This window comes from Paenarthrobacter sp. NPDC090520, assembly GCF_044769205.1.
Classification (GTDB): domain Bacteria; phylum Actinomycetota; class Actinomycetes; order Actinomycetales; family Micrococcaceae; genus Arthrobacter.
In genome coordinates this window covers 1-20634 of sequence record NZ_JBIVXM010000004.1, presented here as the reverse complement: position 1 = coordinate 20634, position 20634 = coordinate 1, and the positions used below count along the sequence as shown (strand labels likewise).

The 20634-nt window shown below is 63.4% G+C and carries 25 protein-coding genes; 21 read left to right on the top strand and 4 right to left on the bottom strand.

The features are described from left to right. The first annotated feature begins 18 nt into the window (after nucleotides 1–18). The 13 genes from rplF (at nucleotide 19) to map (ending at nucleotide 11026) form a co-directional block, all read left to right on the top strand. Entirely contained in the window at nucleotides 19–555 is a 537-nt protein-coding gene (rplF, locus tag ACIQTZ_RS06495) for a 50S ribosomal protein L6 (RefSeq protein WP_347108069.1), read from the top strand. Between the two features lie 3 nt (nucleotides 556–558). Continuing rightward, on the top strand, nucleotides 559–942 hold the full coding sequence (rplR, locus tag ACIQTZ_RS06490) for a 50S ribosomal protein L18 (RefSeq protein WP_397325847.1): 384 nt from the start codon (nucleotides 559–561) through the stop codon (nucleotides 940–942). Nucleotides 943–971: 29 nt separating this feature from the next. Then, nucleotides 972–1643, top strand: coding sequence for a 30S ribosomal protein S5 (gene rpsE / locus ACIQTZ_RS06485; protein ID WP_397325846.1), 672 nt, complete (start codon nucleotides 972–974; stop codon nucleotides 1641–1643). Between the two features lie 2 nt (nucleotides 1644–1645). Continuing rightward, nucleotides 1646–1852 carry a 50S ribosomal protein L30 gene (gene rpmD / locus ACIQTZ_RS06480; protein WP_347108066.1) on the top strand — a complete coding sequence of 69 codons (207 nt, stop codon included), beginning with the start codon at nucleotides 1646–1648 and terminating at the stop codon, nucleotides 1850–1852. Continuing rightward, nucleotides 1852–2334, top strand: coding sequence for a 50S ribosomal protein L15 (gene rplO / locus ACIQTZ_RS06475; RefSeq protein WP_347108065.1), 483 nt, complete (start codon nucleotides 1852–1854; stop codon nucleotides 2332–2334). The genes rpmD and rplO overlap by 1 nt, the downstream gene beginning before the upstream one ends. 184 nt (nucleotides 2335–2518) lie before the next feature. Next, on the top strand, nucleotides 2519–3829 hold the full coding sequence (secY, locus tag ACIQTZ_RS06470) for a preprotein translocase subunit SecY (protein ID WP_402978694.1): 1311 nt from the start codon (nucleotides 2519–2521) through the stop codon (nucleotides 3827–3829). A gap of 5 nt (nucleotides 3830–3834) precedes the next feature. Next, nucleotides 3835–4404, top strand: a complete 570-nt coding sequence (locus ACIQTZ_RS06465) for an adenylate kinase (RefSeq protein ID WP_397325868.1) — start codon at nucleotides 3835–3837, stop codon at nucleotides 4402–4404. 112 nt (nucleotides 4405–4516) lie between these two features. Next, nucleotides 4517–5572 (top strand): 3-oxoacyl-ACP synthase III family protein, encoded by a 1056-nt coding sequence (locus tag ACIQTZ_RS06460; RefSeq protein WP_402978691.1) that lies wholly within the window; start codon nucleotides 4517–4519, stop codon nucleotides 5570–5572. Then, the gene (locus tag ACIQTZ_RS06455) at nucleotides 5569–6363 is read left to right on the top strand and encodes a glycosyltransferase family 2 protein (RefSeq protein WP_402978688.1); all 795 of its coding nucleotides are present in this window, start codon (nucleotides 5569–5571) and stop codon (nucleotides 6361–6363) included. The genes ACIQTZ_RS06460 and ACIQTZ_RS06455 overlap by 4 nt, the downstream gene beginning before the upstream one ends. After that, complete coding sequence (locus ACIQTZ_RS06450) at nucleotides 6360–7547, top strand: cytochrome P450 (protein WP_402978685.1); 1188 nt, start codon at nucleotides 6360–6362, stop codon at nucleotides 7545–7547. The genes ACIQTZ_RS06455 and ACIQTZ_RS06450 overlap by 4 nt, the downstream gene beginning before the upstream one ends. After that, nucleotides 7537–9258, top strand: coding sequence for a class I adenylate-forming enzyme family protein (locus ACIQTZ_RS06445; RefSeq protein WP_402978682.1), 1722 nt, complete (start codon nucleotides 7537–7539; stop codon nucleotides 9256–9258). Before ACIQTZ_RS06450 ends, ACIQTZ_RS06445 begins: the two co-directional genes overlap by 11 nt. Further along, on the top strand, nucleotides 9255–10181 hold the full coding sequence (locus tag ACIQTZ_RS06440; protein WP_402978679.1) for an NAD-dependent epimerase/dehydratase family protein: 927 nt from the start codon (nucleotides 9255–9257) through the stop codon (nucleotides 10179–10181). Before ACIQTZ_RS06445 ends, ACIQTZ_RS06440 begins: the two co-directional genes overlap by 4 nt. 17 nt (nucleotides 10182–10198) lie before the next feature. Further along, nucleotides 10199–11026, top strand: a complete 828-nt coding sequence (gene map / locus ACIQTZ_RS06435; RefSeq protein ID WP_402978676.1) for a type I methionyl aminopeptidase — start codon at nucleotides 10199–10201, stop codon at nucleotides 11024–11026. 62 nt (nucleotides 11027–11088) lie between these two features. Here map and ACIQTZ_RS06430 read toward each other — a convergent pair whose 3' ends face one another. Genes ACIQTZ_RS06430 through ACIQTZ_RS06420 form a run of 3 tightly spaced genes read right to left on the bottom strand, consistent with a single transcriptional unit; the run spans nucleotide 11089 to nucleotide 14367 of the window. Next, nucleotides 11089–12435 (bottom strand): ABC transporter substrate-binding protein, encoded by a 1347-nt coding sequence (locus ACIQTZ_RS06430; protein ID WP_402978673.1) that lies wholly within the window; start codon nucleotides 12433–12435, stop codon nucleotides 11089–11091. Nucleotides 12436–12487: 52 nt separating this feature from the next. Further along, nucleotides 12488–13393, bottom strand: a complete 906-nt coding sequence (locus ACIQTZ_RS06425; protein WP_402978670.1) for a carbohydrate ABC transporter permease — start codon at nucleotides 13391–13393, stop codon at nucleotides 12488–12490. Beyond that, nucleotides 13390–14367, bottom strand: a complete 978-nt coding sequence (locus ACIQTZ_RS06420; protein ID WP_402978667.1) for a carbohydrate ABC transporter permease — start codon at nucleotides 14365–14367, stop codon at nucleotides 13390–13392. The genes ACIQTZ_RS06425 and ACIQTZ_RS06420 overlap by 4 nt, the downstream gene beginning before the upstream one ends. A 223-nt stretch (nucleotides 14368–14590) precedes the next feature. Between ACIQTZ_RS06420 and ACIQTZ_RS06415 the strand changes: the two genes are divergently transcribed. The 8 genes from ACIQTZ_RS06415 to ACIQTZ_RS06380 all read left to right on the top strand — a co-directional run bounded on the left by ACIQTZ_RS06415 (nucleotide 14591) and on the right by ACIQTZ_RS06380 (nucleotide 19904). Then, nucleotides 14591–15589: a P1 family peptidase gene (locus ACIQTZ_RS06415; protein WP_402978664.1), complete on the top strand. Its 999-nt coding sequence runs from the start codon at nucleotides 14591–14593 to the stop codon at nucleotides 15587–15589. Nucleotides 15590–15785: 196 nt separating this feature from the next. Continuing rightward, the gene (infA, locus tag ACIQTZ_RS06410; RefSeq protein WP_011775571.1) at nucleotides 15786–16007 is read left to right on the top strand and encodes a translation initiation factor IF-1; all 222 of its coding nucleotides are present in this window, start codon (nucleotides 15786–15788) and stop codon (nucleotides 16005–16007) included. Nucleotides 16008–16077: 70 nt separating this feature from the next. Continuing rightward, nucleotides 16078–16191, top strand: coding sequence for a 50S ribosomal protein L36 (gene rpmJ / locus ACIQTZ_RS06405; RefSeq protein ID WP_011775570.1), 114 nt, complete (start codon nucleotides 16078–16080; stop codon nucleotides 16189–16191). 196 nt (nucleotides 16192–16387) lie between these two features. Next, nucleotides 16388–16765: a 30S ribosomal protein S13 gene (gene rpsM, locus ACIQTZ_RS06400; protein WP_021472434.1), complete on the top strand. Its 378-nt coding sequence runs from the start codon at nucleotides 16388–16390 to the stop codon at nucleotides 16763–16765. Nucleotides 16766–16816: 51 nt separating this feature from the next. Then, nucleotides 16817–17218 carry a 30S ribosomal protein S11 gene (gene rpsK / locus ACIQTZ_RS06395; protein WP_021472435.1) on the top strand — a complete coding sequence of 134 codons (402 nt, stop codon included), beginning with the start codon at nucleotides 16817–16819 and terminating at the stop codon, nucleotides 17216–17218. Between the two features lie 137 nt (nucleotides 17219–17355). Further along, a complete protein-coding gene (locus ACIQTZ_RS06390; RefSeq protein WP_347108054.1) occupies nucleotides 17356–18366 on the top strand; it encodes a DNA-directed RNA polymerase subunit alpha in 1011 nt (336 codons plus the stop codon). Nucleotides 18367–18432: 66 nt separating this feature from the next. After that, nucleotides 18433–18993: a 50S ribosomal protein L17 gene (gene rplQ, locus ACIQTZ_RS06385; RefSeq protein ID WP_400329154.1), complete on the top strand. Its 561-nt coding sequence runs from the start codon at nucleotides 18433–18435 to the stop codon at nucleotides 18991–18993. 20 nt (nucleotides 18994–19013) lie between these two features. Beyond that, a complete protein-coding gene (locus ACIQTZ_RS06380) occupies nucleotides 19014–19904 on the top strand; it encodes a tRNA pseudouridine synthase A (RefSeq protein ID WP_402978660.1) in 891 nt (296 codons plus the stop codon). A gap of 8 nt (nucleotides 19905–19912) precedes the next feature. Here the strand turns inward: ACIQTZ_RS06380 and ACIQTZ_RS06375 are convergent, their stop codons facing one another. Continuing rightward, nucleotides 19913–20350 (bottom strand): hypothetical protein, encoded by a 438-nt coding sequence (locus tag ACIQTZ_RS06375; protein ID WP_402978657.1) that lies wholly within the window; start codon nucleotides 20348–20350, stop codon nucleotides 19913–19915. Between the last annotated feature and the right edge of the window lie 284 nt (nucleotides 20351–20634).

Sequence of the window (20634 nt, the reverse complement as noted above, 5' to 3'; positions counted from 1 at the left end):
CGGGAAAGGAAGAGAATAATGTCACGTATTGGACGTCTCCCCATCACCGTTCCCGCCGGCGTTGAGGTCAAGCTCGATGGCTCCGTCATCAGCGTCAAGGGTGCCAAGGGCGAGCTGAGCCACACTGTTGCCAGCCCGATCGAGGTTTCCCTCGAAGAGAACACCCTCACGGTCACCCGCCCGAACGACGAGCGCAACTCGCGTTCGCTGCACGGCCTGACCCGTACCCTGATCGCCAACATGATCCAGGGCGTCACCGAGGGCTACGAGAAGAAGCTTGAAATCGTCGGTACCGGTTACCGCGTTCAGGCCAAGGGCGCTGACCTGGAGTTCGCTCTGGGCTACAGCCACCCGGTCAACGTCTCGGCTCCCGAGGGCATCACCTTCGCAGTGGAGGGCCCCACGAAGCTCTCTGTTTCGGGTATCTCCAAGCAGCAGGTCGGCGAGGTTGCTGCCAACATTCGCAAGCTGCGCAAGCCCGACCCCTACAAGGGCAAGGGTGTCCGTTACGCCGGCGAAGTCATCCGCCGCAAGGTCGGAAAGGCTGGTAAGTAAACCATGGCCATCGCAATTAACAAGAAGCGTTCGAACAAGAGCAAGTCTGCTGCACGCAGCCGCCGCCAGCTTCGTATCCGCAAGCGCATCACGGGCACGGCTGTTCGTCCCCGCCTGATCGTCAACCGTTCGGCACGTCACGTGTTCGTCCAGGTTGTCGATGACAGCAAGGGCGTCACCGTAGCTTCGGCTTCCACCCTCGAAGCCGACCTCCGCGCTTTCGACGGTGACAAGACGGCCAAGGCCAAGCGCGTTGGCGAACTCGTCGCCGAGCGTGCCAAGGCTGCAGGCATCGAAGCTGTTGTCTTCGACCGTGGCGGTAACAAGTACCACGGCCGCATCGCCGCCGTCGCTGACGGTGCTCGCGAAGGTGGGCTGGCACTGTGACCGCTGAAAACAACGAAAAGGACATTCAGGTGACTGAAGCTGCAGCTGCTGAAGCAACTGAGACCGCTGCCGCTACCGACGACCGCCGCGGCGGACGTCGTGGCGAGCGCGGCGAGCGTGGCCAGGGCCGCGGCGACCGTGGTGGCCGTGGGGGCCGCGACGGCGGCCGTGAGGCCGAGAAGAGCCAGTTCGTAGAGCGCGTTGTAACCATCAACCGCGTTGCCAAGGTCGTCAAGGGTGGTCGTCGCTTCAGCTTCACCGCTCTCGTCGTCGTCGGTGACGGCAACGGTCTGGTTGGCGTTGGCTACGGCAAGGCCAAGGAAGTTCCCGCAGCGATCGCCAAGGGCGTTGAAGAGGCCAAGAAGTCCTTCTTCCGCGTACCGCGCGTTGGCAGCACCATCCCGCACCGCGTGCAGGGTGAAGCTGCTGCAGGCGTTGTCCTGCTGCGTCCGGCTTCCGCTGGTACCGGTGTTATCGCCGGTGGTCCGGTCCGTGCAGTACTGGAGTGCGTGGGTATCCACGACATCCTCTCCAAGTCGCTCGGTTCCTCCAACGCGATCAACATCGTTCACGCGACCGTTGACGCCCTGAAGCAGCTCGAAGAGCCCGCTTCCGTGGCAGCCCGCCGTGGCCTGCCGCTGGACGAGGTTGCTCCGGTTGCCCTGGTGCGTGCGCTCCAGAACCAGAAGGCAGGTGTCTAGTCATGGCTAAGAACCTGACTCCTTCCGACGCTAAGTTGGAAATCACCCAGATCAAGGGCGTCATTGGCGCCAAGCAGAACCAGCGCGACACCCTTCGGTCCCTCGGCCTGAAGCGCATCGGACACACCGTTGTCCGTGACGCCGACGCCGTGACCGTTGGCATGCTCAACACGGTTCCGCACCTCGTGAATGTTGAGGAGGCGAAGTAATGGCAGAGAACAAGACCGCCGCAGAGGCTGCTGAGAAGCAGAACGCTCTGAAGGTCCACCACCTGCGTCCCGCCCCGGGTGCCAAGACCGCCAAGACCCGTGTTGGTCGTGGTGAAGGCTCCAAGGGTAAGACCGCTGGTCGCGGTACCAAGGGTACGAAGGCCCGCTACCAGGTAAAGGCTGGCTTCGCCGGCGGCCAGCTGCCGCTGCACATGCGCCTGCCGAAGCTGCGCGGCTTCAAGAACCCGTTCCGGGTTGAGTTCCAGGTTGTGAACCTGGAGAAGCTCAACGAGCTGTTCCCGGAAGGTGGCGCTGTCACCGTTGAGTCCCTGGTTGAGAAGGGTGCCGTTCGCAAGAACCAGCCCGTCAAGGTGCTGGGCACCGGCGACATCACCGTCAAGGTTGACGTCACCGCCCACGCATTCTCTTCCAGCGCGGCTGAAAAGATTGCTGCAGCAGGCGGAAGCACCACCGCTCTCTAAGAGTCGGCGGGGCAAAAGCCCGTTGTGAAAGGATCCCGGTTTGCGGGGCTTCGGCCCTGCAGGCCGGGATTTTTTTCGTGGTTGTGGACTCTCGATTATTACGACGGCGTCACAAGCGGCTAGACTCGGTTGTTGGGTTTCATTGAGCCCATCCACATCCTTGTACTTAAACTCAGGAGGACGCTTGCTCAGCGCATTCGGACGGGCGTTTCGGACGCCCGATTTGCGACGCAAGTTGTTGTTCACGCTGGGAATCATCACAATCTTCCGCTTGGGAGCTTTCATCCCCTCGCCTGGTGTGAACTACCAGAATGTCCAGCAATGCTTGAATAACGGTGACACCTCGCAGGGCATCTACCAGCTGGTGAACCTGTTCAGCGGCGGTGCTTTGCTGCAGGTATCCATCTTCGCGCTCGGCATCATGCCGTACATCACGGCGAGCATCATTGTGCAGCTGCTCCGGGTGGTCATTCCCCGGTTCCAGCAACTGTATGAGGAAGGCTCGTCCGGCCAGTCGAAGCTCACCCAGTACACCCGGTACCTGACCATCGCGCTGGGCCTCTTGAACGCGACCACCTTGGTGTCGCTGGCCCGCTCGGGCCAATTGTTGCCGGGCTGCAACCTGCCGATCATTCCCGATGACAGCATCGTTACCACGATCCTCATCATCATCACCCTGACGGCCGGCACCGGCCTCATCATGTGGATGGGCGAACTGGTTACGGAGAAGGGCGTGGGCAACGGTATGTCCCTGCTCATCTTCACGTCCATCGCAGCCGGCTTCCCGCGCTCCCTGGGCTCCATCTGGGAGTCGAAGGGTCCGGGTACGTTCTTCATCGTGCTGGCCATCGGCTTGGTCACTGTGGCGTTGGTTGTCTTCGTGGAGCAGTCGCAGCGGCGCGTTCCGGTGCAGTACGCGAAGCGCATGATTGGCCGCCGCACGGTTGGCGGAACCAGCACCTACATTCCCATCAAGGTGAACATGGCCGGCGTCGTGCCCGTCATCTTCGCTTCCTCCATGCTTTACCTGCCCGGCCTGATTGCCCAGTTCAACCAGCCCAAGGCAGGGGAGCAGATGGCGCCCTGGGTTGAGTGGATCAACAACAACCTCACCCGTGGCGACCACCCCATCTACATGGCGCTCTACTTCGCCATGATCGTGTTCTTCACCTACTTCTACGTGGCCATCACCTTCAACCCTGAAGAAGTGTCGGACAACATGAAGAAGTACGGCGGGTTCATTCCGGGCATCCGGGCGGGTAAACCGACCGCGGACTACCTGCAGTACGTGCTTTCCAGGATCACCCTGCCTGGAGCCCTTTACCTGGGCTTCGTGGCGCTGATTCCGCTGGTTGCACTCGTCCTGATCAACGCCAACCAGAACTTCCCGTTCGGTGGCACGTCAATCCTGATCATGGTGGGTGTGGGCCTGGAAACCGTCAAGCAGATTGATGCGCAGCTACAACAACGTCACTACGAAGGGCTTTTGCGATGACGAGAATGCTGATTATCGGACCTCCGGGTTCAGGCAAGGGTACGCAGGCTGAGCGGATTTCCGAGCGCCTTGGCGTAGTCGCCATCTCCACCGGCGACATCTTCCGGGCCAACGTCAAGGGCGAAACACCTTTGGGCATCGAGGCCAAGAAGTACATGGACGCCGGGGACTTCGTTCCGGACAGCGTCACCAACAAGATGGTCCGCGACCGCCTGGGCGAATCCGACGTCGAGAACGGGTTCCTCCTTGACGGCTACCCGCGCACCACGGCCCAGGTGGACTACCTGGACCACATCCTCGCCGAGGGCGAGCAGGAGCTCGACGTCGTGCTCCAGCTGACCGCCGACGACGAGGAACTGGTGCAGCGCCTTCTCGGTCGCGCCAAGGAAACCGGCCGTTCTGACGACAATGAAGCCGTCATCCGCCACCGCCTTGACCTGTACCACGAGCAGACCGAGGCCGTTGTTGCGAAGTATGCCGAGCGTGGCATCCTGACGCAGGTGGACGGCATCGGCGGCATTGACGAGGTCACCGACCGTGTCCTCACCGCTATCGAGTCGGCGAAGGCCGTCTAAGCAGGTTTGTCCACATAGCCCGTGAAACGGCTCCGGACGCAAAGGGTGTGTCCCGTACGATTGGTGCGGGACACACCCTTTTCCTTTTCCGCGGCAATCTTGGGGGAACCGCATGCATGGAGTCTTTTCCGGGAACAGCCGGATCGCGGGCCTGGAGGTCTACCTGCCACCCGCTCGCCTGGACACGGCCGCCGTCGAACGCCGCATCGCTGAGGCGAGCCCGGGCTTCCGCCTGCCGAAAGGCCTGATTGGCCGCGTGACCGGTATCCGGACCCGGAGCGTCATGGCTGAGTCCGAGCAGGCCTCCGATCTTGCCGCCAACGCCGCGGCAAAGGTTCTGGCAGGGTGCGGGCTGCAGGCCCCGGACGTTGACCTGCTGATCTTCGCCTCGGCCAGCCAGGACATGGTGGAGCCGGCTACCGGCCACATGGTCGCCGCCAAACTGGGGCTGCAATGCCCCGTGATGGACGTCAAGAACGCCTGCAACAGCTTCCTGAACGGTGTAGAGGTGGCAGACTCGCTGATCGCTGCCGGGCGTTATGCGCAGGTTCTGGTGGTCACGGGTGAGTCGCCGTCACGGGCTGTACGGTGGTCGGTGCCGGACTTCGAGACGTTCGCAGGCAGCTTCCCCGGGTACACCATGAGCGACGGCGGTGCTGCCGTGCTGCTCGAGGCTGCACTCCCGCCGGGCGCGGGCACGGGTTCGGCGAAGGCAGGGTCGGAGGGAATCCTCGCCATGGCGTTCACAGCCAAGAGCAGCCACTGGTCCGTGGGGACGTTGGCCGGGGGCGGATCGGCCTTCCCCCGTGACCCCGAAGCCACCTACTTCACCATGGATGGGGAGAAGCTCAAGGACGCGTTCCTGGACCTTGGCTGTGAAGCGCTGGACCAGACCTTGGAGAGCCTGGGCATGAAATGGGAGGACTTCGCTGTTGTCTGCGTGCACCAGGTCAGCGCCCCCTACCGGGAAATCTTTGCTGAGCGCGCGGGAGTACCGCAGGGCAAATTGGTGCCCACCGTAGAGGAGTTCGGCAACCTCGCGTCTGTGAGCTTGCCGCTGCAGCTCAAAATAGCGATTGATGGAGGGCGTTGCGGCCCGGGTGACGTGGTGGCACTGGTTGGTTTGGCCGGCGGGGTGAGCCTGGGAATGGCCGTGGTGCGGCTGTGAACCCAGCGCAGTCCGGATCCCTGGGCAGCCTGGCTCCCACCCGGCGTTTGTCCGTCGCCGTGCCCATGCTCAACGAAGCGAAGCTGGTCCGGCAGACCTTGGAGTCCCTCGCTGCCCAGGTCGAGGCCAACTTCACGGTTGTGGTGGTGGATAACGGTTCCACTGACGGCAGTTGCGGCATTGTGGAGGCGTTCGCCGCAGAGAACCCCGGCATGGATATCCGCCTCCTGCACGAGGCAGAGAAGGGCACTGGCGCGGCCGCCGATACCGGGATGCGCTTCGGCGTTGACCACGGCGCCACGTGGCTGGCACGGACCGACGCCGACTGCCTCGCCGCGAGCGACTGGACGGCCCGCATCGTGGCCGGATTCGAGGCGGGGCTTGAACTCATCGCCGGGCAGCTTGTACCGCGGCATGACGAGGGCATCACGGCCGCAGAGCGGAGGATGATGCTGCTGGCTGTTGAAGTGGCGTCGTTCTTCGGCAGGATCCGTCCCGGCAACAAGGGGGAGGGCTACCTGGGTCCCTACCAGATGCTGCCGGGTTGCAACATGGCCATCACCTCCGACATGTACCACCGTTCCGGAGGCTTTCCGAGGACCCGCATCGAGGATCTGCACGAGGACCGGGCACTGTCCAACCAAGTACGGAAACTGACCCGCAACTACGCGCTGCGCCGGGATGTGGTGGTGTACGGCTCTTCCCGGCGGGTGAAGGCTTGGGGGCTGAAAAACACCCTGGCCTGGTATGCGGACCACCGCTACCGTCCCGAGCACGTAGACATCCGATGACGGGTTCCGTCATCGCTGCAGAGCGCTGGGAACGCAGGGTCCAGCTGGGCGCCCATCCGGTGCTCTATCCGCTGGTCCGTTCGCTGGGTGCGTTGGGTCCCGTGCTTCGTCTCCCAGGGCTGGGCGTTTTGGTCAGCGAAGCGTCCCTGGTCCGTGGTGTGCTGATGGACGGGGAGCGATTCGTGAAGAACGGAGCCTCGGCCTCGGGTGGCTTGTGGACCCCAGTGGTGGGGCCGCGGGCGCTGGTCAACATGGACGGAAAGGACCACCGTGAACTGCGGCGGAAGCTGGCCGACCTCTTCACCCCGGGCTCCGTCGCGGCCATGGTGGAACCGGCCAAGGAAAGTTTCCTCTCCCGCGTGGAGCAGGGACTGGACAACGGGGCCAGGGTGGACCTGGTGGACTGCGTTAAGGAGTTGGCCGGGGGAGTCATATCCCGGCTGTTGGGCGTCCCCGATGACGCGCCTGGGCGTTTGCCGGACAGGGAACTGTTCAATCTCGGTTCCTCGATTTCCTCGCTGGTCCGCTTGGGTCGCCCCAGCCTGACGCCACGGCAGGCGGCCAAGGGGCGTGCCGCCGTCGAGCTTCTGGCCGGTCCGGCGAGGGCGGCCTTCCACGGGAATGACCCCAGAACGTTCCCCGGCCGGCTTCGCAGCTTGGGCATGACCGAGGAAGAAGCCTTGGGCATCATCAGTGCCTTCGTCATGGTGGGGACGGAGACGCTGGTTTCCTTCGTGCCGCGGTTGGTGGCCTTGCTGAGCGATTCCGGACGGGTTTCTGCGCTCGCGGCCGATCGTTCCGGCCTACCTGCGGCGGTCAACGAGGCTTTGCGGTACACCGTGCCGTCACCCATGATGCTCCGGAACGTCGTTGTTGACGGAGCCATCGGGGCAAAGGCAGTCCGCACCGGCGATCGTATCCTCTTGTCCACCGTGCATGCCGCGAAGAGCCTGGGAGGATTTGATCCCGACCAGCCCACGCCGCCGCAGGCCCGGCAGTTGTGGTTCGGGGCCGGTACCCACTTTTGTATCGGCATGCCGCTTGCCATGGCGGAGATCAACGCTGCCCTCGACGTGCTGCTGGACAGGTACCTCAAGAAGCCCTGGACCATCCCGTCCAGGAAGGTCAGCACGGGCGTGCTGATCCCGGGTTACCAGAAACTGGAGTTGGCCAATGAAAGCTGACGGGCACACGGATTTGGTGGAGGCTGTGTATGCAGCCGCCGCGAAGGTCCCGGACCATCCTGCAATCACGGCCCCCGGCCGGGCTCCCGGAAAGCGCAGCCAAGGAAGACCTGGAAAGACCATCACCTACCGCGACCTTGTGGCCGGAATCGAGGCGACCTCCACCCGGCTCCAGGACCAGGGCTTTGGCTCCGGAGAGCGGATGCTCTTTTCCGTCAGGCCAAGCCCCGCCGCCTTCATCCTCGCCTTGGGCGCCGTCAGGGCCGGCGGCTCGGTAGTGTTCATCGATCCAGGCATCGGTCCTTCCCTCTTCCACGACCGGGCCGAACTCGCCGCTCCCCGCTGGGCGGCCGCGGAATCGCTGCTGTATGCGCTCAGCACCAGAAGTCCCCTGCGGCCACTGGCCCGTCGGCGGGGCCTGCTCCTTCCCGATTACGGGGCCATGAACGTCCGGCACTATTACGCGGGACCGTGGCTACCCGGAGTTCCGGGCGGAGCCACGGCGGTGGGGAAGTTGCGGCGTCCGTTGCCTCAGGCCGTAACGGCTCCCGGAATACCAGCGGGCTCGGACTCGGAACTCCCCTCCGGCGATTCCGGACAGGAAGCGGTGATCATCTTCACCTCGGGGACCACAGGAGCCCCCAAAGGTGTGGTCCACACACGGGGTTCGCTTGCCGCGGGCTTCAGCCAACTCACCCGCCGCTGCACCTTCGGGGAAGGCGACCGGATCCATTCGGAGCAGCTCATGATGGGCCTGCCCGCCCTGATCGCCGGTGCCCATTGGACCATGCCGGCCTATGGCTTCTCCGCCCACATCGACCCCCTCCGGTTGGCACGCGAGCTGGGGCCGGTTGTTGGGAAACGAGACGGCTATGGCGCGGCAACCCATCTCTTCCTTGTTCCCTCGCAATTGGCGCCCATCCTGGACGCCGTGGAGGACGGCTCTGTCCGGCTTCCGGCTACGTTGAAGACAGTGATGCTGGGTGCGGCTCCTGTCCTGGCGCCTTTCCTTCAACGTGCCATGCACTTGCTGCCGGGCGTCGATTTCAAGCTCATCTACGGCATGACGGAACTGTTGCCCATAGCGATCGCCGACGGCTCGGAAAAACTTGCCTTCGCCGCGGGAACCACTGCCGAGTTCACTGCGGCTGATGGAAGCGGTGAAGGAGACTTCCTTGGGGAACCGCTGCCCGCCGTCGGCATCCGGGTGGGGGAGGACCACGAACTGTTCGCCCACGGTCCCAACATGTGCCACGGCTACCTTGGCGAGAAACCCATGGCGGAACACGCCACGGGGGACCTGGTTCGCCTGGACCACGGAAAGGACGGGCCGGGTGGGCGGGCCCGGTTGGTGATGATCGGCCGGAAGAAGGACATGATCATCCGAGGAAAGACCAACATCTATCCGGCCTTGTATGAACCAGTGATCGCCGGCGTGGAAGGCGTGCAACAGGCCGTGATGATCGGCGTGGCCGATTCCATTGGCGACGAGTCCGTGTGGCTCGCCGTGGTGCCGGCGCCGGGCCACAGCGCCGAGGTCCTCCGGGCACGGCTGGCGAAGGACCTACCCCGGCTGATCGACGAATCAGCCCTTCCGGACCGCGTGGAACTACTGGACACCATCCCGGTCGCCGGACGCCACAGGAAGCCTGACCGCGCAGCCCTTCGGCGGCAGTTCACTGACACAGCGCTTGCCGTGGACCACGCATGAAAATCGCCGTCACGGGAGCTACCGGATTCATCGGGGCAGCCGTAGCCCAGGCCGCGGAAGCCCGGGGCTGGGAAGTGGTCCGCTTTGCCCGGCGCACAGGTGATGGCCTTTCTTACTGGGATCTCGCCGGCCTTGCGCCGGCGCGCTTACCGGATGTAGACGCCGTCGTCCATGCCGGTGCCTTCGTCGCCGACTGGGGCGACGCCGGGCAGTTCCACCGCACCAACGTCCTGGGGACACGGGCGGTGGCTGAGGCGTTTGCGGGAACACGCCTGGTGCACATCTCAAGCTCAAGCGTCTACCCATGGTGGGAGCCTTGCCGCAACCGTCGCGAAGAGGAGCCTGCAACACGCCACCTCAACGCCTATGGTCGCAGCAAGGCGCTCGCGGACATCGAGGCCAGGCAGCACGGCAATGCCCTGGTCTTGCGGCCGCACGGTGTCTATGGCCCAGGGGACCGTACCCTCTTGCCGAGGCTCGTCGGTAACGTCCGTGGGGGACAACTCCTCAGTGTTGGCCACCCCGCGGTGAGGCACCAACTCACGCACATCAGCAACCTGACCGGCGCCGCGCTCGCTGCCTGCACCTCAGGGCTTCGGGGAGCCGTCAACGTCGCTGACGCGGAACCGGTGGAGCTCGGTGACGTGCTGCGGCAGGTACTGGATGTGACCGGACATGGAGACGTGCGGATCCGCTGTATCCCCTTCGCCGGGGCTATGGCCATGGCGCGTGTTTCGGAGACAGCCGCCTTGGCAACCAACAGGCCGCCGCGGCTGACGCGGTACGCCGTGAGCCAGTTGGGACGCGAACGGACTTACTGCTTGGACAGGCTCCGGGAAGGCCTGGGGGTCGAGCCAATTTCGACCTCGCTGTCGGATGCTGGAAAATGGTTGGAGCATGGGGCCCGATCGGCACCCGTATAAACATTCCAGAGGAGAACATGGCGTTCGGTCAGCCCCGCATTGAATACAAGTCCAACGAGCAGATGCGCAAGATGCACGAGGCGGGCCTGGTGCTCAGCCGTGCGCTGGACGCTGCCGTTGCGGCGGCGAAGGCGGGTGTGACCACCAAGGACCTGGACGACGTCTTCGCGGCGGTCCTGAATGACGCCGGAGCCAAGTCCAACTTCCTCGGTTACCACGGCTTCCCCGCCACTATCTGCACCTCCGTGAACGAGGAAGTGGTGCACGGGATCCCGGGTGGCCGCGTGCTGCAGGATGGCGACATCATTTCGATCGACGGCGGCTGCATCGTGGACGGGTGGCACTCGGACTCCGCCCGTACCGTGATTGTCGGCACGGCCGATCCGGAAGACCAGCGCCTCTCGGACGTCACGCAGGCAGCCATGTGGCGGGGCATCGCCGCGCTCGCCAAGGGCAAGTTCGTGGGGGACATCGGCAACGCGATCGATGATTACGTTTCCTCCGTTCCCGGCAAGCCGCTGGGCATCCTTGAGGACTACGTAGGCCACGGCATCGGTTCCGAGATGCACATGGCACCGGATGTCCTGAACTACCGCACCAACCACCGTGGTCCCAAGGTCCGTCCCGGGCTGTGCCTGGCCATCGAGCCCATGTTGGTGCGCGGTGGCATCGACACCGCCACCCTTGACGACGATTGGACCGTGGTGACCACCGACGGCAAGCGATCCTGCCAGTGGGAGCACTCCGTCGCTGTCCACGAAAAGGGCATCTGGGTCCTGTCCGCGCCGGACGGTGGCGCAGAGCAATTGGCGCCGCTCGGCGTCGTGCCTGTTCCGATTCCGTAGCAAACCCAAAAGAAAGCGCGGAGCTGCCATGCAGCCCCGCGCTTTTTTATGCAGCCGGGAGGCTATGCCTTCAGCTTGGGCTTCACATCCTTGGTGTAGATGCCTTCAAGCGTCTTCTTGAGTTCGGTCAAGGTTGCCTTGACGTCGCCCTGCTGGGTGAGGATCTTGGCGGAAGCCTTGGCCATTTCCTGGTCCGCGCCGGGCAGGAACACACGGGCGTTGTCCTGGACACGGGTGACCGCGAGCTGGTCCATGGCGGTCTTGATCTGCGGGGTGGCTGCCAGGACAGCCGACATGTCCGCCGAAAGCCGCGTGGGCATGTAGCCGGTTGCGGCGGAGAACGCGGCAGTGTTCTCGGGTTCGGTCATGAACTTGAGGAACGTGGCTGCGGCGAGCTGTTCTTCCTTGCTGATGCCGCTGGGGATGCCCAAGCCTGCACCACCGGTGGGGCACACGCCCGTGGCAACCTCGGGGCCGCCCGGCAGGAAGCCCACGCCGACGTTGAACTTGGCGGCCTTGAGCACGCCGAGCAGCGAACCGGTGGAGGAAATCGTGGCGGAGGCGATGCCCGCAGCGAAGTCGTCGGCAGCTTCCTTGGAGGAAACGCCGGCCCATGCGTCCTTGTAGATGGAATCCTGCGCCCACTGGAGGGCAGCCACTGCTTTGTCCGAATCACACGTGATGTCCCAGTCCTTGGACCAGTTGCCACCCCAGCCCCACAGGTTGTTCTGCAGGGTCCAGCCCGCATAGCCGGCCAGGGCGGGGTACATGTAGGCGTGTTGCGCACCCGAGGATGCCTTGAGCTTGGGTGCCCACTCGGCGAATTCCTGCCACGTGGCCGGAGCACGGTCCGGAAGGCCAGCAGCCTTGAAGTGGTCCTTGTTGTAGTAGAACAGCGGGGTGGAACGGCCGTAGGGAAGGGCCCACTGCTGGTTGTCGTACTTGTAATCGTCAACCAGCGATTTCTGAAAGTCTTCGAGCTTGATGTCCAGCTGCTTCACGAGCCCATCCAGGGGGATGATGCTGCCGTTGGAGAAGTAGCGGAACCACCACACGTCGGAGAGGACAACCAAGCCGGGCAGGCCGGTCCTGGCAGCCTGCGAGGTCTGGAACTTCTGGGCAATCTCCTCGTAGTTGGCGCCCGCGGTCACCAGGTTCACCTTGATCTCCGGGAACGCGGCGTGGAATTTGTCGATGATGGATTCTTCCACGTCCTGGGACTTTCCCGGGTGGTTGGTCCAGAAATCGATGGACGCGGCTGGCTTGACGCCGCTGAAGTCGACGGCCGCCGATTCGACGGTTGTTCCGGGGCCCGCCGTCGACGGTCCACCGCAAGCGGCCAGTGCCGCTGCTCCGGCGCCCAGGCCTGCGAGGCCAAGGAAATGCCGACGGTCAAGATTCGTGCGCATAGTGCTTCCTCTCAATGACTGACTTCGATGCGAAATAGTGCGGGTGGAGTTGTTAGCCGGTGACGCTGCCTTGCGTCAGGCCGGCGACGATGTAGCGCTGCAGGGCGGCGAAGACCAGAAGGATGGGGACAATCACCAGGACTGCGCCCGCCATGAGGATTCCCCAGCCCGCGCCGTTGCCCTCGGAGTTCTGCAGCAAGGTCAGGCCCACCGGGAGCGTCATGGTCTCGGGCCGGTCGGTGATGATGAGCGGCCAGATGTAGTCGTTCCATTCACTGACCACGGTTACCAAGGCCACGGTCGCCACCGAGGGCAGGGAAACAGGCACAATGATTTGCCACAGACGTCGCCAATGTCCGGCGCCGTCGATCTCGGCCGCTTCCAGGATGGACGGCGGGAGGGTGAGGAAATGCTGCCGGAGCAGGAAGGTTCCGAATGCCGTACCCAGGCCGGGGAGGATGATGCCCCATAACGTGTTCTTTCCTCCCATGCCTGCGATCAGGATGTAGTTGGGCAGGATCGAGACCTGCGCCGGAACCATGAGGGCCACCAGGATCAGCACGAAGATGACGTTCTTGTACGGGAACCGGACGAACACCAAGGCATACGCCGTCAGGATCGCCAGGACCACCTTGATGGTGGAACCGACGGAGGTGACGATCAGGCTGTTGGCGAAGAACTGCGCGAACGGGACGGTGGTCATCGCAGTGGCATAGTTCTCCAGGTTCAACGACTCCGGGAGGATCTTCAGGTCCGTGGTGACAATCTCGCCGGGCTGTTTGAAGGAGCTCAGCAGCATCCACAGCAAGGGCAGGAAGACCACCAGCGTTGCCACGAGGAGCGGGACGTATCCGGCGGCCAGCGTCTGGAGCAGGTTGGACCTGGACAGCGGCCGCTGCGGTGCTGCTTGGTCCGGGTCCGTGGGACGTACGACGGCGGCGGGAGACTGGGCGCTCACGAGTAGTGGACCTTTCGCTCAACAAAGCGCAGTTGGAGGACGGTGATGACCAGCAGGATGGCGAAGAGGACCACCGAAATCGCGGCCGAATAGCCTGCCCGGTTGTAGGCGCCGAAGGCCTGCAGATAGGCCTCGTAGATCAGCGTGCTGGTGCCGTTCCCCAGCGGCGTCATGATGCGGATGAGGTCGAACGCCTGCAGGGAGCTGAGCATGGTGGTGATCAGGAGGAAGAACGTGGTGGGGGAGAGCAGGGGCACCGAGATGTTGAAGAACCGGCGGATGTTGTTGGCTCCGTCCAACGCCGCAGCTTCCATGACGTCGCGGGGGAGGGACTGAAGGCCCGCGAGATACACCACGGCGCAGTAGCCGAGGTTCTTCCAGACGTACACGATGATGACCATCACCAAGGACAACTGGGGATCGTTGATCCACTGCGGGCTCTGCTGTCCCAAGCCACGGAGGATCCACGCGAGGACTCCGTAGCCGGGGTCGAAGATAAACAGCCACACCAGGCCCACACCCACGCCGGAGAGCACGTACGGTGCAAACACCGCCGAACGGGCGAACGTGGTGCCGCGGACCTTCGAGTTCAATGCCAGGGCCACCAGCAGCCCGAGCACCATGGAACCGCCCACCGTCACGACCGTGAAGATGCCCGTGGTTCCGAGGACCTTGGCTGCGTCCTCGCTGGTGAAGAACGTGATGTAGTTCTGCAGCCCCACCACCGTTGCCGACGCCGAACCCAGCGTCCAGTCCAAGGTGGAGTAGTAGATGTTGTTGATCAGCGGCCAGTAGGTGAACGTGGCAATCAGTGCGATGTTGGGCAGGGCCATGGCGAGGAAAGCGACGAAGTCCTTGCGGCTGCGGCCGGACCACCGCTTGGCGTAGCGGCCAGGTGCGGACCCGTTCGGGGGCGGCACCGCGACCGGAACGCCCGAACGGTCAGGGAGGGTGTTGACGAGTCGGGTAGTCATGGATCACTTACGTTGTGAGGCGAACTTTGGGTGCCGGTCCGGATCGGGGCGGCGGGAGACAGCCCTAGCTCACCACAGGGCCGAGGCTCCGTTGGACCAAAAACGGGCACCGTACCGATAGTTGGCTGACACTTCCGGACCCGTTTACTCACCGTTACTCCGGAGTTCGAATTCGAGGCCGGGCTACCAGTTGGCCGCACCGCTTGAGGTGGAGAATGGAGCCATGGGTCAGATAACCGATGTTCCAGGAATCCGGATTGGCCACACCCAAAAGAACGACGGCGGGTGGCTCAGTGGCGTGACCGTCGTCCTTCCGCCTCCGGGAACCGTGGGGTCGGTGGACGTGCGGGGCGGGGGACCAGGGACGCATGAGACCGACGCCCTGGACCCGACCACCTTGGTTTCCACTGTGGACGCCGTTGTCCTCACGGGTGGGAGCGCCTTCGGATTGGTGTCCGCGCATGGGGCGCAGCAGTGGTGCGAAGAACAGGGGAGGGGCTTCGCGGTTCCCGGGACCGTTGTTCCGATCGTTCCTGCCGCCGCTATTTTCGACCTCGGTCGCGGCGGCGACGTCCACGCCCGGCCCGACGCCGGCATGGGTTACCAGGCAGCCGCCGCAGCGTTCGCCTCAGGCGACCATGCCGCCGTCGTGCGCGGAAACGTCGGTGCCGGAACCGGTGCCGTCATAGCCAGAGGCCAGTACAAAGGGGGCGTGGGCACGGCGTCGATCTCCTTGGAAAACATCTCGGCCCATGGACCTGTCATCGTGGGGGCCATTGCCGTGGTCAATGCGCTGGGGACTCCTGTGTTCGGTGCGGCGGGGCCGCAACCCTCTGCGCGCTCGGTCGTTCCTCCCTTAGACGCGCGCGGCCGGGTTCCAGCCCCGCCGCAGGGAATCAACACCACTCTGGTAGTGATCGCGACTAATGCTGTCCTGGATGTCGCCGAGTGTAAGCGGACCGCCAGTTCGGGTCACGCTGGCCTGGCCAGGGCCCTCGACCCGTCCCATACCCTCGCGGACGGTGACACCGTGTTCGCCCTGGCGACTGGCGCCGTCGGGCTTGACCGCAGCACCGACCAGGCGCGGCAGGTGTCCCTGATAACCCTCCAGAGCGCGGCGGCGGAGGCAGTGCGGTTGGCGATCCTGGACGGCGTTTCGGCCGCGGAAAGCATCACGACGGCGGCGGGCACCTTCCCTGCCTACCTCGCCACTGGAGGGTGACGAGGACGCCCGCGTGCGCTACCATGATCGGATTTAACTTTCCCGCCCGAGTGGCGTAGAGTTGTCTGTTGGTTGTCTGTACAGCCACGCCCTTTTTGGTGTGGTGGTTCCAAGAGGACCAAAGCAAACAAAAAACGTCCGCTGGATCGCCGGTGCCTAACCGGAGGACTGCGGCAAACAACAGTTAGCGGAGGATATGGCCAAGAAGGACGGGGTCATTGAGATCGAGGGCGTTGTGACTGAGGCGCTGCCCAACGCGATGTTTCGTGTTGAGCTCACCAACAAGCACGTCGTTCTCGCGCACATCTCTGGGAAGATGCGTCAGCACTACATTCGTATCCTCCCCGAGGACCGGGTAGTGGTGGAGCTGAGCCCGTACGACCTCACACGTGGTCGTATCGTCTACCGCTACAAGTAAATTGCTGGGCGGCTAAGGCAATGCCTTGGTTGCTCCAGCTGATCAACTGCTAAACACGCAAAGGAACGCCATGAAGGTCAAGCCGAGCGTCAAGCAGATCTGCGACAAGTGCAAAGTGATCCGCCGTAACGGCCGGGTCATGGTGATCTGCGAGAACCCGCGCCACAAGCAGCGCCAGGGCTGATTCCCCGCAAGGGAACCAGCGCCCGCAAGGGCAAACCTGGGTTGCTTAACCCACGCAAGTAAATAAAGGCAGCACAAGCTGAGCTGGGACGCTTCACAGAGCCCGGACAGCGAACCCCCGGTCGGAGGCTGGGGCCGCATGGAAAATGCGGGTGTACTGCCTACGACCTCCGGTTTATTCAAGGAGTACCGCCACTATGGCTCGTCTCGCTGGCGTAGACATTCCCCGCGAAAAGCGGTTGGAAATTGCGCTTACTTACATCTACGGCGTGGGTAAGACCCGTGCACACGAAACCCTGGCTGCCACCGGCATCAGCCCTGACGTTCGCGTCAAGGACCTGACTGACGCCGAACTGGTTCAGCTGCGTGACTACATTGAAGGCAACTACAAGGTTGAGGGTGACCTTCGCCGCGAGGTAGCCGCTGACATCCGCCGCAAGGTTGAGATCGGCAGCTACGAAGGCCTGCGCCACCGCAAGGGCCTGCCCGTACGCGGTCAGCGTACGAAGACCAACGCTCGTACCCGCAAGGGCCCGAAGCGCACCGTCGCCGGCAAGAAGAAGGCCGGACGTTAATCCCTCGGGATTGACCTGGTTTTCCCCCGATAACTTTCTGTAGGAGAAACAATGCCCCCGAAGACTCGTGGAGCGGTCCGTAAGCCGCGTCGCAAGGATAAGAAGAATATTGCGCTTGGACAGGCGCACATCAAGAGCACCTTTAACAACACCATCGTGTCCATCACGGACCCGACTGGCGCTGTGATCTCCTGGGCTTCCGCCGGTGAGGTTGGCTTCAAGGGCTCCCGTAAGTCCACCCCGTTCGCTGCCCAGATGGCTGCCGAGGCTGCTGCAAAGCGCGCCCAGGAGCACGGTCTGCGCAAGGTTGACGTTTTCGTCAAGGGACCGGGTTCGGGACGCGAAACCGCAATCCGTTCGCTCCAGGCTGCTGGCCTTGAGGTTGGCTCCATCCAGGACGTCACCCCCAGCGCCCACAACGGTTGCCGCCCGCCGAAGCGCCGCCGCGTCTAATTAGGTTCAACCTGCCTGACGGCCGGGCCTGCTTGTGGATCCACAAGCATGGTCCGGCTGGTCAGGCTGGAAACCGAAGCCGATTTCCACCACCTGTGTTGCGTCATATAGCGGATGCTCGCCGAAAGGAAACCTAAGTGCTCATTGCACAGCGCCCCACTCTGTCTGAAGAAGTTGTAGCCGAGAACCGCTCCCGTTTCATCATTGAACCGCTGGAGCCGGGCTTTGGTTACACCCTCGGAAACTCCCTCCGCCGTACCCTGCTCTCCTCCATCCCCGGTGCCGCTGTTACCAGCATCCGGATCGATGGCGTGCTGCACGAGTTCACCACGGTTCCGGGTGTCAAGGAAGATGTCACTGAGATCATCCTGAACATCAAGAACCTTTCGGTTTCCTCCGAGCACGACGAGCCGGTTGTTGCGTACCTGCGCAAGCAGGGCCCCGGAGTCGTCACCGCCGCGGACATCGCTCCGCCGGCCGGCGTCGAATTCCACAACCCGGATCTGCACATTGCCACCCTTAACTCGAAGGGCAAGTTCGAACTCGAACTGACCATCGAGCGCGGCCGTGGCTACGTTTCGGCAGCTCAGAACAAGTCCGGCGACTCCGAGATCGGCCGTATCCCGGTCGACTCGATCTACTCGCCGGTCATGAAGGTAACTTTCCGCGTGGAAGCTACCCGTGTTGAGCAGCGCACCGACTTCGACAAGCTCATTGTCGACGTCGAGACCAAGCAGGCTATCGCTCCGCGTGACGCTGTTGCTTCTGCAGGCACCACCCTGGTGGAACTGTTCGGTCTGGCCCGTGAGCTGAACACCGCAGCTGAAGGTATCGAGATTGGCCCGTCGCCGACTGACGCTGCACTTGCAGCTGACATGGCTCTGCCGATCGAGGATCTGGACCTCACGGTCCGTTCCTACAACTGCCTCAAGCGTGAGGGCATCCACACCGTGGGTGAACTCGTTGCCCGCTCCGAGGCTGACCTGATGGACATCCGCAACTTCGGTGCAAAGTCCATCGACGAGGTCAAGGCAAAGCTCGTTGAACTGGGTCTGTCCCTCAAGGACTCCCCTCCCGGTTTCGATCTCGCAGCCCGCGCCGCAGCCATCGAAGAGGACGACGCCGCGTTCAGCGACGACGAGCTCTAAAAAGCAGATCTTGGCCGCCGGGTCCAGTGATGGAACCGACCGGCCACCACAACAGGAGAAATAACTATGCCTACCCCCACTAAGGGTCCGCGCCTCGGAGGCGGCCCGGCTCACGAGCGCCTGATGCTCGCGAACCTGGCAGCATCGCTCTTCGAGCACAAGCGCATCACCACCACGGTTACCAAGGCCAAGCGCCTCAAGCCGTACGCAGAGCGTCTGGTCACCTTCGCCAAGCGTGGCGACCTCGCTTCCCGCCGTCGTGTTCTCGGCCTGATCAGCGACAAGGGCATTGTCCACGAGCTGTTCACCGACATCGCCGGTGCTGTTGCCAACCGTGACGGTGGCTACACCCGTATCACCAAGATCGGCAACCGCAAGGGCGACAACGCTCCCATGGCTGTCATCGAGCTGGTCCTCGAGCCCGTTTCCCCGAAGCAGGCCGTAGTTGCTGAAGCAACCGCTGCTGCTGCCAAGGCTGCTCCGGCTGCCGAAGCTCCTGCTGCTGAGGAAGAGGTTGTTGAGACCGAAGCTGCAGAAACCGAAGCTGCTGAGGCTCCTGCCGCTGAAGCTGCTGAGACCGAAGCTGCTGAATCCGAAGAGGCCCCGGCCGACGAGGACAAGAAGTAAATTTCAGTAGACTTGAGTCTATGAACGAACAAAAACCCGCTGCCCCCGTTTTGGAGGGCGGCGGGTTTTTGCGTATCCGGATGGATCTCTCGTACGACGGCGGTCCCTTCAGCGGCTGGGCCGTGCAACCAGGGCTCGTGACCGTCCAGGGGTCGCTTGAGGAAGCGCTTGCTCTTTTGGTGCGCCGACCGGTCCGGGTGACGGTTGCGGGACGGACCGACGCGGGTGTCCACGCCCGTGGCCAGGTGGTTCACGTCGACTTCACGTCAGACGAATGGTCCGGCCTGACGCGGGGACACGACGTCGACCCCTCTGTTTCGCTGTTGCGGCGGCTGCGCGGCGCGTTGAGCCGCGTTCTCGGTGACCTCACCGGTGCCATCGAAGTGCACGACGCCGGTCCGGCGCCCTTGGGTTTCGATGCCCGGTTCTCTGCGTTGTGGCGCCGTTACAGTTACCGGATTGCCGATGGCCCCGGGCACTGGGACCCCGTGCTACGTGGGATTACGTTGTGGCACAAAGCTTCCTTGGACGTCTCGTTGATGAATGAGGGCGCCTCGTTGTTGCTCGGGTTGCAGGACTTCCGTTCCTACTGCAAACCCCGTGAGGGTGCCACCACCATACGTGAGCTCCAGCAGTTCTCGTTTTCCCGGGGAGCGGACGGGATCATCGTCGCAACCGTGCAGGCGGACGCTTTCTGCCACAACATGGTTCGTTCCCTGGTGGGCTCCACCTTGCGGGTAGGGGAGGGGCTGGAACCGCCTGCCTGGCTGCATGAGCGTTTGTTGGCACGTGCCCGGGATCCGAAGTCTTTGTTGGCGGCCCCGCATCCCTTGGTGCTGGAGGAAGTAGCTTATCCGTCCGATGATGAGCTGCTGGCCCGGGCTGAACTGACGCGGGCGCGGCGGGAGTAACTCGGCGCTCAGGCGCAGGTGAGGTTGCCTTTGAGGACTTTGCCGGTCCAGGCGTTGGAGGTGCCGGGAACCTTGTAATAGCCGCGGATCTCGTAGGACCACGTGCCGATGACCTCATAGCCGGAGGTGTACGTCTTGCCGGCAGCCTTGCTGAGGTCACCGGTAAACTCAAGGTTTCCGGAGCGGTCGAAGATCTTGACCTCGTGGTAATTGGCGTTGGCCACCGCGCTGAAGGAATTCACTGTCACGGTTGCCCGGATGCCGAAGGTGCAGCTCATGGTGACGTTTGCACTGGCCGGGGCTGCGATGTTTGCTGCTGAGAACTGTGGAGCGGCCTGTTCGCTGTCCTTGAAGGATGCCAGAGCTGCGGTGGGTGCTGCGAGAAGTCCAATGACGACGACGGCGACGGCCATCAAGGTCCGGAGAAGGCGGTTGAACGTAAGCATCTGCAGTCTCCTTGTCCTGATGGCGGCCGGTCTCTTGGGTATTCTCGCCGGGTCTGATCGGGCTGGGGTAAAGAATCCGATCAGCCCCGGCGAAGCTCTTTGCGCAGCGCCTACTTGATGGTTTCGGTGCGTTGGGTGCCGGTGAAGGAGAAGGCGATGGTGGAGGTGGCGCCTTGGAAGGTGTTGTCCGCGGTGGTGGGGAACGCGGTGGTGACCTTGAGGTTGTCGGTCTTGGCCGAGGTCAGGGAGGTCAGGTTGTTCAGGACCTTGTTCGCGCCGATCAC